Origin of the sequence: Halomonas sp. 3D7M (genome assembly GCF_014897885.1) — a bacterium.
Lineage (GTDB): Bacteria > Pseudomonadota > Gammaproteobacteria > Pseudomonadales > Halomonadaceae > Vreelandella.
Genome location: NZ_JABUZF010000079.1, coordinates 3573 through 16249, shown reverse-complemented (window position 1 = coordinate 16249; position 12677 = coordinate 3573). Strand labels below are relative to the sequence as shown.

The window sequence follows — 12677 nt, the reverse complement described above, 5'->3', positions numbered from 1 at the left end:
CGGCTTGTGCTCTCACGCGCCTGCCAATAAAGCAGCAGCCGGTGTGGTTCCACTAGATGTTCGATTAAGCGGGTCATACTATTTCTCCAGGGCCTGCAGCAGGCGCTCTCTCCTTGTCAGAGTCAAAAACGCTACGAAGTCAGCACGCTGTTGGGTAAAGGGGTGTGGGAGGTCAAAGCAAGTTAGGTAATTCAGAATTTTTCTAAGGTCATCATCGCACCAACGCTGCAATCGTTCTATCAGTATTGGACGCGCGATAGGGAACTGTTGGCAATATTGTGCAACACCCTGGATTAGCGGTAGACGGTTTTGGTCTTCTTTAGCCCATCGCATGTGGTGTCGGCCTCTTCTAAGGTAAGCATTTAGCTGGTGGGAATCATGCATCATGCTATGCATTTTACGCGGCTGTAATTCATGTCCCAAGCTAGTGCCATTATCAAAGTAAGGCGTATAGCGTGCGGATGGGCCATTTTCTCCCCAAATGACTCCCCAGTTCTCCTGATGGCGATCAGTATTGCCAATTAACGCATCGAAACATAGGCAAAGTCCCCAGTACTCTCTCCAGTCATCAGCCAGCCACCCGCCTCTCTCTAACAAGCGACTTAACTCAATAATAGTGGTTAAGTTGTGCTGTCTACCTTTATCTCTATCGAACCCTGATATGCGACGTTGCAAGTAATCTCCGCCTGGAAAGTAGCGAGCCTCCTTACTATCTGCATAGCCAATAAACCACTCGTTAACGGTGCCTGGTTCGTTTCGAACAGAGTCAATTGCAATAAAAACGGGTGGCAGTGTAAGACCCATTAATCGACCGATATGAAAAGCGATCACTTCAGCCCAGTATTGATTTGGATAACGGGGCTTGTCTGAATTTTTCGCACTTTTTATAGCTTCTTTGAATAAATATCGATGCCCAGGCAGGCAGAAATCATATGGGGGGGAGGCAGGGCAGACGCGGAGCGATTTATCACGAGCGCCGACTGGGAAAACTTCATAATCTCTGTGAACATCCCAACCCGTGATGTCGATCACTTGGTCTGGTCTTTGGAAAATGCCTTCACGATTAATCATGGTTTCAATACGCTGACCTTAACGTTGAATAGATAGACTCATTGAGCCGGCCAGAATCACCGCGATCAATTCCGCCTGCCGCCGAGTGTCGGTTTTTTGGAACAGGTTGCGTAAGTGGAAGGCCACCGTTGTCGAGGAAACGCCCAACAGCTCGGCAATATCTTCCTTGCGTTGCCCCTCGGCTAAGTGTGTGGCGATAGTCGCTTCGGTGGGGGTGAACCCGAATAGCTCGGCAAGCAGTGGCTCCGGTAGTTGGACGCGCTGATTCGGGTCAATCAGCATGACAGCTACCGCGGGGCTATCAGCGTTTGCCGCACCGTTGGCGAGTGAGCAGATAAACAGCATCAGGTCGCTGTGCCCGCCCAAGCGGGAAAGGCGTAGGCAATCAGTGCTTTCAGCACTAAGCCGATTGGCGGCTAGGCTTCTGCGCACGGCTTGATGTAGTTGTTGGCTGGACGTGTCGCTAATGCCTTCCAGGCTAGGAATGCCGCTTAATGGCGGCTTGTCGAGGTTTAGCCTTAAGGCCGCTCGGTTGGTCAACAGTGGCTGGCCGCGGTTATCCAACAGCACCACACCGGCGGCCATCAGGTCGAGTGCACTCTTGGCTGCAGCAAAGGCGTGCTCACTGATTTCACTGCGTAAGTGGTGGATACCTTGGCGCAAATGGTCGAGCTCTCGCGTGCTTTTGGCGCGCATACGGCTTACCTGTCGCAGTCGCGCTTCTAGCGTGGCCAGCAGCAGATCGTAGTCAATCGGTTTAACCAGATAATCGTCGGCACCCAGGCGTTTGCCTTCGATAATGTCAAAACGGTCTGAAAGCGCGGTCAAAAAGATAAACGGTGTATCCGCAAGTTCTGGGAATTCATTTCGCACCTGCTGTAGCAGGTTATAGCCGTTCAGGCGCGGCATGGTGATATCGCACAGAATTACATCGGGCATCGCCTTCAAATGTGCCAGCGCTTCCTCTCCGTCGCTAGCTTCCACAACGCGGTAGCCCGCCTCGCGCAGCTCGTCGCATAAATCGCGGCGCAGCTCTTCATGATCTTCAGCACATAGCACCAACGGCGCACGTTCATTCATCGTGCTAACTCCTTATCAACTTGAGTACCGCATTGATCTGCCTGTGTCTGTACTTGGGGCAGGGTGAGTTGGAAGGTAGTCGTCTCAGATGTTGAACGGAGCAATGTCAGCTCGCCCTGTTGAATATGTGCCAGCGTGCGGGCAATGTTGAGTCCTAGCCCAAGCCCTTGCTGGCCGGTGCTATTGGCACCACGATAGAAACGTTCAAAGATATGCGACTGCTCGGCATCAGGAATGGCATCTCCCTGATTACTGACACGACAGTAAGCCCCGTTTGCATCACGTGATAGTTCGACATTGATGGGGCTTCCCAGGCGTGAATATTTGCAGGCGTTGGTCAGCAAGTTATCAATAATGTGTTCGGTTAGCGCTTTGTCACAGCTTACCTGCAACGTTTTTAATCCCGGCGGAATCTCCACGTTAATGAGTAGCCGAGTAGTGCCGAGCGCTTCCTGATGTAAGTGGCATGCCTTTCTGACCAGCTTAATCAGGTCGTGGGGCTGTTGATGGCTACTTACCTGCCCCGCGTCTAGCTGTGCAGTCAGCAGCGAGGCATCAACCAATTCAGTCATATGGGCGACGGTATCACGCAAGCGTTGATAGCGGGCAGCCCGCTCTTCTGCCGAGTAGCCCGAGTGGTGGCGCATCAAGCGCTGCAGGCCTGAATCAATCACTGCCAGTGAGGTGCGAAACTGATGGGACACCATGGCAGCGAAGCTACGGTAGAAATCACTTATGCCTCGCTCACGCTCCAGGGCGTTTTCCAAGGCAATCGCTGTTGCTTTATAAGAGGTAATGTCAGCAAGGCGCATGACGTGTCCACCGGATTGCGTTCTGCGCAACGTCAACTGTCGCCACTCGCCGCCAGCAAGTTCGATATCGCATTGTGCGCTGGCTTGGTGAAGAGGCAGTACTGCCGACGTGCTAACGCAGGTTTGGCAGAGCTTCGTTACAACATCATGTAAGGGAGAGCCAGGAGAGAAGATGCATTCTGTCTCAGGGAGTAACTGCGCTAAACGCGCGTTGATTAACTGTAACTGCCCGGTGGCATCAAAGGCCGCAAAGCCATCAGGCGCTGTGTTTATTGAATCTGCCAGCCTGCGACGCTGATCTTCCAGATCCTGAGTGCGAGCGCTGACGACGTCTTCCAAGTGATCAAGGTGCTGGGTAAGCGCTTCTTGTGCCTGCCGGCGTTTGCTAAGCGCCCATAGCAATAACAGGGCTAACAGTAGGCCAGTGACCAGTATGCCCACGGCTGAGTAAATCACCTGCATTAGGCTATCGCGATAGTCGTCCAGCCGCTCACCGGTAGCTTCCCACTCTTCCATCATGACCGCATTGGCCATGCGGTTTAATGTGGTAAGCAGCGGCTGAATATTGCGGTACATATCGTCAGAGGGTAGTTCGTCCAGCAAGAATAGCGGTAGCAGGCTGTCAATGTGCGCTAACTGCTCAAGGGTGTCATCCAGTAGCGGTTCAAAGCCTAAGGCTTGAATATAACGACGCTGGGGGCCTTGATCCATAAGGATTAGGCGGCTGTAGAGCACATCTAGGCGTTGTTCTGGCTGAGCATCAGTATGCCCCATGGCATGGCGATGTACCGCTTCCTGCAGGCGATGGCTTGCTAACTGGGACTGAGTGATCACCCACAGCATGTTCTCATCAACGTTGCTGCGCATATCTTTCTCGACCCCAGACAGGCGTAGCAGAGAGAAAAATAAAAGAGTGATGAACAGGCCAATGGCCACCAGCGGCAACCAGTAAATACGTGCCCGAGCCGGAAAACGGATCATTCCACGGTCAGCCCGTTAAGTTGCCACACCCAGCGGTAGTCGTAGCGGATATCTTGCAGCTCTGGATGATCGTTGCGCGGATAGACAATCCATAGCGGTCCCTTATCGCGAGGGGTTAGTGCTTCGCCATTCATATGGGTGGCAGCCAGCACATCATATTGATAGAAGTCGTTCAGTGGAATTTCAACAATATAGTCATTCAGCGCGGTAGCAATGACCTGTTCACCGTCGGCGCCTACCCATTCCAGCAGGTCGCGCAATAGAAAGCCCTCAAAGTAGCTAACGCCGTCGGAGACCGACGTCTCTGTGGCGAGCGTATAGGAATTTAGCGAGCTAAGCATTAGTGCGTCGAACTGGGCGCTATTGTCGATATTGGTGTGGCTGATTGCTCCGTCAATGGTCAGCAGCACTGGCCCAGAGGGGGGAGGCAGCAGGCGTTCTATCGCCGCTGAATGATGGCTATCGGCGTACAGCATTGAAGGAGCGAGTATGGCAGCCAGCAAACTTGATAAAAAATAGAGTAGGGGCATGGGAGCACTCGCCATCGCTTGGTTAATGTTTCTTATTAGAGAGCTGCTTTATTCATTCACCTTAGCAAAGTGTTGACGCAATAACATGCCGTCACCACGTTAACCCTCTTCAAACGAAGGGGGCGCCACTGCTGTGCATGTTTTAACGTTATTGATGACGACACGTTATTTAACGTCTTCACTAATAGAGATACATGCTTATGTGGGATTTTCGGCTTGGTCAGGCCATTGGCCTGATGCTCAGAACGTTACCTTTTATTATCTTTCGCTTAGTGGTCTATTTTGGCGTTGCGCTGGCCTATGTACTGATGACGGGCGTTGGCGCTGGTGTCGGCTGGGGCGTTGGCGGCTTTGGTGACGAAGGTTTTCGCGCGGCTTCAACTTTTTGGGGTGGTGCCATTGGTTTTGGGATTGTTGGTGCGGTGATGTATGTGCTGCGTGAGTACCTCTTGTATGTCGTTAAAGCAGGGCATATTGCGGTATTGGTCGAGTTGTTGGCGGGGCAGTCGCTACCCGAAGGACGTGGACAAATTCAGCATGCCAGCCAGGTGGTTAAGCAGCGGTTCGGCCAGGCTAGTGCCCTGTTTGTGGTGGATCAATTGATCAAGGGAGTACTCAGGTCACTGGTTGGCATCGTCAGGACAGTGTTTCGGATTCTGCCAATTCCAGGGGCGCAGCAGTTTTTACGCATTGTGCAAGCCTTTTTACGTGTTGCCATAGGCTTTATCGATGAAGTGATTCTGGCGTATTGCATCCGGACGCGGTCAACCAATACATGGGCAAGCTCGCGAGATGCGTTAGTACTTTATGGGCAGAACCTAAAGCCAATGATGAAGAATGCCGCCTGGCTAACATTAATCATCTATCTGCTGTCGTTCTTGGTCTTTCTGGTAATGCTGGCACCGGCTGCGCTGGTAGCGTATCTGATTCCTGGAGGCTGGTCAGCGACGGGCCTATTGATTGCTCTGTTGTTTGCCTGGAGCGTTAAAGCGGCGGTATTCGAGCCGCTGGCTGTGACCTGCATGATGCAGGTCTACTTCAACGTCATCGAAGGCCAAACCCCAGACCCTGAATGGGAAGCTAAACTGGATGGTATGTCAAAAAAATTCCGTGAGTTAAAACAGAAAGTTGCCTCTGAGCAAACAACACAAACAAATGAAGCGAGCGCATTCGATAGGGGGCAGGCATAAGAAAGTAGCGTCAGATAAATCGTAAAACGGCTTCGAAATAACCAACAATATCTACTAAGAGGGAAGAGGCATGAAATCTAATATTATCTTGTCGACACATCGTCTCAAGGCTGTTGCACTGGCTAGCGTCCTAATGCTTCCAGCCGCACAAAGCGTATTAGCGGATGAGGTCGTTGAACAGATCGAGCTAGGTCTTGAGCTCTATCAAGAGCAAGAGTACGGCGCGGCAATTACCGAGTTGGAATTTGCTATTGAAGACATGCGCAAGATGATGTCAGGCCTGATTGCCCAAACGTTCCCTGATGCACCAGATGGTTGGACGGCACATGAAGCGTCCTCCGGTAGCGCAGGAGGGGGAGCCGCTGCCATGTTTGGCGCTGGTGGTACGTCGCTTGAGCGCACTTATCAACAAGATGACGGCGATGGTCAGATAACCGCGAGCATGATGCTTGATAGCCCGCTGATACAAAGCATGGGGGCAATGTTTAATAATCCGGCAATGATCGCCGCGCAGCCTAATATGGAGCGTGTTCGTTTAGGGCGTGAAGCGGCAGTGGTGAAGTGGGAGCCTGAACGCTCCCGTGCAGAAGTGACGCTATTACTCGATGGTCGAATTATGATGCAGGTGAAGGGTGAAAACCTGGAATCCCAGGATGTCGCCGTCGACTTAATGCGTGACTGGGATCTTGCCGCTGTGCGTGAGCAAAGTGCTCGTTAACGTCGCCGCTCTGAGCGATTGAGTGAGGAGAGCTGAATGTTGAGTCTGCGTCCTTTGGCTTTTTGTGCTGCATTTGGTGCCTGTGGTGTTGTCTATGGCGGTGAAATGGCGGCAGATCAACGGCTGGAAAAAGCCGCCTCGCTGGAGGATGTCGCGGCGGTTTTTATTCCAGAAGACACATGGCAGCGCCAGAAGGCGGCGGCGTTAGAGGAGCAACTGCGTGAGGCGCTAACCGATAATGGCGGCAGCGACAGTGTGTTCTTGGCCGACGCTGATATTGGCCCATTGGGTAAGGCGCTGCTGGTAGTGCTCAACGAAGAGCCTGTGCTTCCACACGTCCGCTATCGGCTACGCTATGCTCAGGCCAATGTGACCCCTGAGTTGAGTTCGCCACTGATAGCTGAACTGGTCGAGATTTCGCGTTTTAACCTTGGGCCGTCGCGTCGCGCCGAGCTTATCGAGATATATGGCGAGAAGCAGGTGGCTCCTGCTGCAGAATTTGGTCAGACGCCGGACGTTGCTTGGCGGCTGGTTACTCGACCTATTATGGGGCAGGTTGCAGGTCTCGTTCATGTGGCCCGACGCGAGCTGTCACAACAGCACGATGCTGACTGCTTCGAGTTTTCTTGTCGTGACGTCGACTCGCTCAACGAAGCAGTGCGTGATTGGCCAGAATTCGAGCCGATCGAGCCTCTGTTCGACCAGGGGCCGCTGGAGCTATCGGTGCTACAGGTAGGCCTAGAGAAGCTGAGCCTACGCGATGAGCAGGGTCACGCTGGCTGGCGTATCCCAGAGTGGCCGGAAAGTGTTGCAGCAGGGGAACCCTTTATTGAGGTTTATATAGAAAGGGGGCTGGGGCAGGACGACGCATTAGACCTCGTCATTCACCACGACCAGTTGATGGATGATCATACCCGTGCGCTCTGGGAGCGGCTGATTGTCCTCGGTGCAGGCGATACTGCGCTAATGTTCTCTACCAGTGATCAACAGCCCTGGCCGAGACAGTAATCTGCTGAATTTTATAATAAAAGAAGCAGTGCGCTAGCTGTGCACTAAGGCGAACTCACCCCGTTTCAGCCAGCATAATAACCAGCAATAAAATCAGTGGCGCCGAATTAGACAAGTGATTAAACAGGAGAAAAATAAATGATAAATCCACAGCGATACGTGAGCGGTGCACTGTTACTGGGTGGGCTTATGTGGGTGGGCGGGCACGCCGTTGCCGATGAGATCAGCGGCACGCTAGATGGAGAGTCTAAGGAGTGGCATGTCGTTACGCACTCGGAAGGTTCTACGGCTAATTTTTCTGAGCTGATGCCGGGCATGATGAATGTCACTGTCCAAGGGCATCGAGAACCGCGATTTGAAACCCAGGGCACGCTTAGCATTAGCTTTATAGTGATGAATGGCAACGCGGGTGCTGCCTCAGTGAGCTATTTTCCTGAAAGTGGAATGTTGCCCCATTACGGCACAGAACAAGATGTGCCCATTGATATAGAGCTGCTGGATGTCGATGGTGACACTGGCCGAGTAAAAGGGCGTGTTGCAACGTCGCTTGCCTATTTGGCGTCTATGTCAGACGACTATGATCACAGCAATACCATGGATATTGATGTGTCTTTTGATGCGACGTTGGTGCGTGAAGAGTAATGATCAGCAGGAGCCGTCTACTGCTCAACTACTTCTCAACCTTGTTCCGCCTCAACACTGTGAGTGAAGAGGCGGCAACGTGAAGCGAGATTTACACGCTTAACCTTTCAACACGCTTAGACGCGGCCAGCGTATATAAAAACTCTAGCCCTAACGTGGCTGCGGCGAGTGATGTGATATCGCCATGGTCGTAAGCGGGGTTTACTTCAACAACATCCATGCCTATTAACGGCATGCCGACCATGCCACGGATCACTTTTAGCATCAGGTCGGTAGACATACCGCCACATACCGGTGTCCCGGTGCCTGGCGCGTAGGCAGGGTCTAAGCCATCAATGTCCAGGCTGATATAAGCTGGATGATGGCCAACACGGGCACGAATGCGTTCCAGTACGGCGGCAGGGCCGTGATCATTTACCCAGTCTGCATCCAGCACTTCATAAGGGTGGTTATGACGATCATAGCTGGTGCGAATACCAATTTGCAGCGAGTGCTCAGGCACTACCAAGCCCTCTTTTAGGGCATGGTGGAAAATAGTGCCATGGTCAAAGCGCGTGCCTTGCTCGTAGGTGTCGGTGTGGGCATCAAAATGAATCAGTGCCAGTGGGCCATGCACCCGAGCATGAGCGCGTAGCAGGGGCAGGCTGATATAGTGGTCGCCGCCCAGTGTCAGCATTTTTTTATCGGCTTTTAGCCACCGCAATGCGTGGGTCTCAAGGTTATCGACTAGGCTTTCCGGCTCACCGTAGGCGTAGTCCAGATTGCCCGCGTCACATACCCGCAGCCGCTCTTCCAGGGCGAAGTCCCAAGGCCAGCGTTTGCCTTCCCAGATCAGGTTAGCAGTGCTTTGACGAATGGCGTTTGGCCCCATGCGGGTGCCTGATCGTCCTGAACACGCTAGATCAAAGGGCACACCGCTGACCACGACCTCAGCATCGGTCGTTTTAGGATCCGTGGCCTTCGGCACGCCCATAAAGGTAGAGATAACATCACCAAACAGGCTTGGCATGATCTGAGATGGGGTCACCGAGCGTGTACTCCTATGGCGTGCAGTAGAAATAAAACAGGGGGATAGGGCTTGAAGTAGCGCGACGATAAGGAATTTTTAGCGATGAATGAAATGAATGTTTAGAATGAAACCATTCGTTGGATAAATAGTGAGGCGCTATGCGTTCGCTTCGTCATTTTGATTTGAATCTTCTGCTGGTATTTGAAGCGCTAATGCGTGAGCGTCACGTGACACGAGCAGCGGAAAAGCTACATTTAAGCCAGCCCGCCCTTAGTCATGCCTTAAAACGGCTGCGGGACGCGTTGGATGACCCATTATTAATACGTACCAACAATGGTCTACAGCCAACGCCTCGTGCGCTGGCGCTGTTGCCAGTCGTGCAGCAGGCACTGGCCATGTTGCAGGAAGGCCTCGCCCCGCCGATCAACTTCTTACCCTCCACCAGCGAGCGGCATTTCACCCTGGCCACCACGGATTATTTTGAAGAGGTGATGTATCCGGCGTTTCTTAGCCAATTGCTGGCTTACGCGCCGGATATCAGCTTTTCCATTGAGCTGATCACCCCCAACGTACTGAGTGAAGGGCTGGAACAGCGCCAAGTGGATATGGTGGTCGGGCTGGATAGCCAAAGTGTGCTGCCCAGTGGTGTCATACAGCATCTTTGGATGGATGAGGAGTTGGTTTGCTTGGCTGCGACTGACAATGAGCGCGTAGGTGATGCACTGAATATTCAGCAGTTTGCCTGTGAGTCCCATGTGGCACTGTCTGATATCAGCGGTTTAAGACCCAGTAATATCGATAATTGTTTAGTGCAGCACGACTTAAACCGCCGAGTGATTTCAAAGAACTTAAATTATATTGCGGCAGCGCGGGTCGTTGCGCTCACTGATGCGATCATGACGTTGCCACGCCAAATGGCCGAGCGATTTATCACCATGCTGCCGGTGCGGATCGTCGCGCCGCCTAAAGAGTTACCTGCCCTTAATATGACGCTGATTCAGCATGGGCTGCATGCCAACGATCCTGCCCTCATTTGGTTGACGCAATCGCTGATCGAATTCGCTAGCACCTTTAAGCAGAAAGCCGCTGAGCAGTAGCCGGGCTCCGCTTGGTGGTGGGAAGTTGCTTCACTAAAGGCGGATGACTCCGTAGTGGTGATTTAGTCGAGGTGACTTAGTCGAGATGACTTAGTAGAGTGTTATAAAAGACACAGTAAGCGGGATTTAGCTAAACTACAGGCAACCATAATAATGACAGCGACATATAAACTCCTGATTGCCGACGATCATCCCCTGGTGCGCGATGCCATGGCGCGAGTGATCCGTGAAGCTTACGCAGATGCTGAGGTTATCGAAGTAGAAGACTTTGATTCGGCCCTCGCCCATGCCCAGCAAGATCCTGATCTTGATTTGATATTGCTAGATTTAAATATGCCCGGCATGAACGGGTTAACAGGGCTTTTGCAGTTGCGTAATGAGCAGCCTACGATTCCGGTGGTGATCGTGTCTGCGGAAGAGGATAAGCAGATTATTCTGCAGGCAGTCTCTTGTGGTGCGGCGGGGTTTATCACCAAGTCACTGCCCCGTGATCAAATGCGCCACGCCATTGCCCAGGTGTTGGAAGGCAATATCTTTCTACCTGCCGATGCCATGCGCGCACCGGACAGTATCCGCAAGCGTCGCCATCAGGACCAAGGGTTTACCGCGGAACAACTGCGCCTGCTGACCCGCAAGCAGCTACAAGTGTTGGAGCATATGACGCGCGGTGAATCTAACAAGATGATTGCCTATCACCTTAATATTGCAGAAACCACGGTGAAAGCCCACGTGTCAGCGATCTTGCGCAAGCTGGGTGTGACTAGCCGAGTACAGGCGATTTTATCAGCCAACGATATCGATTTTTCCCAGTTCCTCAATCGCTGACAAAATAGTGGCCAGCGCTATCCAGCCAGTGGGTTTGCCAGTGGCCCAAGGTGTTTATCTGAGAAAGTAAATTGGTAAGTGCCTGTGAATCGATGCGTTGTTGTCCAAGGCGATGCAGTGGCTGATGGGTACCTGCCAAGAGACTTTGCCACTGAAGAGTCAGCGCTGCGAGTGGCGTTTCAGGCGGTGTTAGCGTTGGCAGTTGCGCCTGCAGAACGCTATCAGACTCTTGCCAGAGGGCGTCGGTGATCGACCGTAGTTTTTCCTCTATCGGCTTCCTCCCTGCCGAGCCCGCGTCTTTGCTGACTTGCCCTGCATTGCTCGCTTGCACGACATAGCCAAGTGAGCAGGGCGCGCCGTCGCCCCTGCGAACCGCTGCTACATACCCCAAGTGATGGTCATAGCGTGCCTGCTGAAAAAAAGCCGCGCTGTGATGCTGCTCCGCAAGTGCTAAGAGTAATCGTTGGCTGGGGGTGCCCGGTAGGCTTAGTGTCCGCATGATGGCGGTACTGGTCGGTAGGCTAGCAGGGGGAGGCTGCTCCGCGCGTATTGCGACGTGGCTCGCCAGGTTTGCTAGCGCGTGGCAAACGGCAGCGGCGCCTGTGCTATGGGAAACCCACACCGCAGGCGTGGCAGGCAATGGTGTTAAGCGCTGTATCAACTGCTGAGCCTGCAGCCCTTGTTGAGCCTTAGAAACAGCCAGTACGGCATCTTCCAACAGCGCTACCATGGCGTGGTTGGCTTGACTACCCACCGTTATCACCCAACTGCCGTGGGGCGAGTTCTCTTGCTTGAAGACAATAGCCTGAAGCGCCAGCCGCTGAGCTGTGAGCGGACTGGATACGATGATCGCCTCGGGCACAAAGCAGGCCGCCCAGGCAGTGGTGACAAGTGCCGCAAAATCATCGTTAACACCGTACAGCCCGCACCAGTGCTGCACGGCGGGGTAAGCCGCTGGTTGTCTATCAAAAGCGGGTGGTGAGGGCGATGGAGACGCGTTATCTAATAGCCAACGGGCATTGTTAGCGGCAAACGGGCTTGCGTCTGGCTGATGTTCAGAGGGCTGCGCAGTAAAGCGACGAGCTAGCGCTTGGTGGCGGGCGTGTGCAAACCAAGCCGGGGCCAACTGCACCGTATCAGCGGGTGGCTGCCAACGGTTGTTATGATCGTTAGGTATTGTGCCGAGCAGGGCTGCTAAGCGCTCACTTAGGGCTGCCGCAAGGGCTTTCACCTGCTCCTGTGTCGCAGTGCCGCTTAGCGTCAAGCTAAAGGCGTCTGTCGTCCCACTAGGGGCCAGCGTTGCGCGGTAGTCGGTAATCGAGCCAGGTAACTGCTCCACTAGGAAGCCTTGATTTAACCGATCAGCAGTGTCGCCAAGGGCGGTAAGTTGATGACGAGCGACGGCCGAAGGCAGCGGCCACAGTAGCTCAATGGCGTTGCCCGTCCTGGCTATCTTCGCGTGTGGCAGGCGGCTCCAACGGGACGTAATGGCAAGCGAAGGAGCGCTGGGTGTGGGTGGGCTAAACAGCGTTGCCATGCGTTTTACCAGGCGGGTCATCGTTTCCGTGGCCCAAGGGCTAATAATGGCGATGCTAACGCGGCCGTCGTGGTAGTGATCGCGGTGAAACGCGGTGAGCGCATCAAGTAATAGTGCCGTGTCGCTGCCTAGGGTTTGCGCGTTACCGTGACGGCAGTCTGCACCAATATGCTGTGA

Annotated in this window: 12 protein-coding genes; 6 read left to right on the top strand and 6 right to left on the bottom strand. The window is 53.3% G+C overall.

Going from position 1 to position 12677, the window contains the following annotated elements:
• Positions 1–78: 78 nt before the first annotated feature.
• The 4 genes from INT22_RS02625 to INT22_RS02610 are packed head-to-tail and all read right to left on the bottom strand — an operon-like array spanning position 79 to position 4474.
• Positions 79–1071, bottom strand: coding sequence for a hypothetical protein (locus INT22_RS02625; RefSeq protein ID WP_193067620.1), 993 nt, complete (start codon positions 1069–1071; stop codon positions 79–81).
• An 18-nt stretch (positions 1072–1089) separates the two neighbouring features.
• On the bottom strand, positions 1090–2151 hold the full coding sequence (locus INT22_RS02620) for a response regulator (RefSeq protein ID WP_193059696.1): 1062 nt from the start codon (positions 2149–2151) through the stop codon (positions 1090–1092).
• Positions 2148–3944 carry a sensor histidine kinase gene (locus tag INT22_RS02615; protein WP_193059697.1) on the bottom strand — a complete coding sequence of 599 codons (1797 nt, stop codon included), beginning with the start codon at positions 3942–3944 and terminating at the stop codon, positions 2148–2150. The genes INT22_RS02620 and INT22_RS02615 overlap by 4 nt, the downstream gene beginning before the upstream one ends.
• Positions 3941–4474 carry a molybdopterin-dependent oxidoreductase gene (locus tag INT22_RS02610; RefSeq protein WP_193059698.1) on the bottom strand — a complete coding sequence of 178 codons (534 nt, stop codon included), beginning with the start codon at positions 4472–4474 and terminating at the stop codon, positions 3941–3943. Before INT22_RS02610 ends, INT22_RS02615 begins: the two co-directional genes overlap by 4 nt.
• A gap of 194 nt (positions 4475–4668) precedes the next feature.
• On the opposite strand from INT22_RS02610, the gene INT22_RS02605 reads away from it, so the two are divergent.
• The 4 genes from INT22_RS02605 (at position 4669) to INT22_RS02590 (ending at position 8032) form a co-directional block, all read left to right on the top strand.
• Complete coding sequence (locus INT22_RS02605) at positions 4669–5664, top strand: hypothetical protein (protein WP_197915472.1); 996 nt, start codon at positions 4669–4671, stop codon at positions 5662–5664.
• Positions 5665–5734: 70 nt separating this feature from the next.
• A complete protein-coding gene (locus INT22_RS02600; protein ID WP_193059699.1) occupies positions 5735–6382 on the top strand; it encodes a hypothetical protein in 648 nt (215 codons plus the stop codon).
• A 36-nt stretch (positions 6383–6418) separates the two neighbouring features.
• Complete coding sequence (locus INT22_RS02595) at positions 6419–7390, top strand: hypothetical protein (RefSeq protein ID WP_193059700.1); 972 nt, start codon at positions 6419–6421, stop codon at positions 7388–7390.
• 138 nt (positions 7391–7528) lie between these two features.
• Entirely contained in the window at positions 7529–8032 is a 504-nt protein-coding gene (locus INT22_RS02590; RefSeq protein ID WP_193059701.1) for a hypothetical protein, read from the top strand.
• A gap of 91 nt (positions 8033–8123) precedes the next feature.
• Here INT22_RS02590 and speB read toward each other — a convergent pair whose 3' ends face one another.
• Positions 8124–9041, bottom strand: a complete 918-nt coding sequence (gene speB, locus INT22_RS02585; RefSeq protein WP_193059715.1) for an agmatinase — start codon at positions 9039–9041, stop codon at positions 8124–8126.
• Between the two features lie 158 nt (positions 9042–9199).
• Here speB and INT22_RS02580 point away from each other — a divergent pair, with 158 nt between their 5' ends.
• Together INT22_RS02580 and INT22_RS02575 are read left to right on the top strand one after the other, a co-directional pair.
• Positions 9200–10138 (top strand): LysR family transcriptional regulator, encoded by a 939-nt coding sequence (locus tag INT22_RS02580; RefSeq protein WP_193059702.1) that lies wholly within the window; start codon positions 9200–9202, stop codon positions 10136–10138.
• Positions 10139–10291: 153 nt separating this feature from the next.
• Positions 10292–10963 (top strand): response regulator, encoded by a 672-nt coding sequence (locus INT22_RS02575; RefSeq protein ID WP_089040527.1) that lies wholly within the window; start codon positions 10292–10294, stop codon positions 10961–10963.
• On the opposite strand, the gene INT22_RS02570 is transcribed toward INT22_RS02575, so the two are convergent.
• On the bottom strand, positions 10953–12677 hold a 1725-nt coding region (locus INT22_RS02570), incomplete at its 5' end, for a peptidase M16 (protein ID WP_226912351.1). The two genes, INT22_RS02575 and INT22_RS02570, sit on opposite strands and share 11 nt — an antisense overlap.

Excerpts from the sequence above, each read along its gene's own strand:
- INT22_RS02575 (WP_089040527.1), top strand. The coding sequence starts at position 10,292 with ATGACAGCGACATATAAACTCCTGATTGCCGACGATCATCCCCTGGTG.
- INT22_RS02620 (WP_193059696.1), bottom strand. The coding sequence starts at position 2,151 with ATGAATGAACGTGCGCCGTTGGTGCTATGTGCTGAAGATCATGAAGAG.
- INT22_RS02590 (WP_193059701.1), top strand. The coding sequence starts at position 7,529 with ATGATAAATCCACAGCGATACGTGAGCGGTGCACTGTTACTGGGTGGG.
- INT22_RS02600 (WP_193059699.1), top strand. The coding sequence starts at position 5,735 with ATGAAATCTAATATTATCTTGTCGACACATCGTCTCAAGGCTGTTGCA.
- INT22_RS02610 (WP_193059698.1), bottom strand. The coding sequence starts at position 4,474 with ATGCCCCTACTCTATTTTTTATCAAGTTTGCTGGCTGCCATACTCGCT.
- speB (WP_193059715.1), bottom strand. The coding sequence starts at position 9,041 with ATGCCAAGCCTGTTTGGTGATGTTATCTCTACCTTTATGGGCGTGCCG.
- INT22_RS02625 (WP_193067620.1), bottom strand. The coding sequence starts at position 1,071 with ATGATTAATCGTGAAGGCATTTTCCAAAGACCAGACCAAGTGATCGAC.
- INT22_RS02605 (WP_197915472.1), top strand. The coding sequence starts at position 4,669 with ATGCTTATGTGGGATTTTCGGCTTGGTCAGGCCATTGGCCTGATGCTC.
- INT22_RS02580 (WP_193059702.1), top strand. The coding sequence starts at position 9,200 with ATGCGTTCGCTTCGTCATTTTGATTTGAATCTTCTGCTGGTATTTGAA.
- INT22_RS02615 (WP_193059697.1), bottom strand. The coding sequence starts at position 3,944 with ATGATCCGTTTTCCGGCTCGGGCACGTATTTACTGGTTGCCGCTGGTG.
- INT22_RS02595 (WP_193059700.1), top strand. The coding sequence starts at position 6,419 with ATGTTGAGTCTGCGTCCTTTGGCTTTTTGTGCTGCATTTGGTGCCTGT.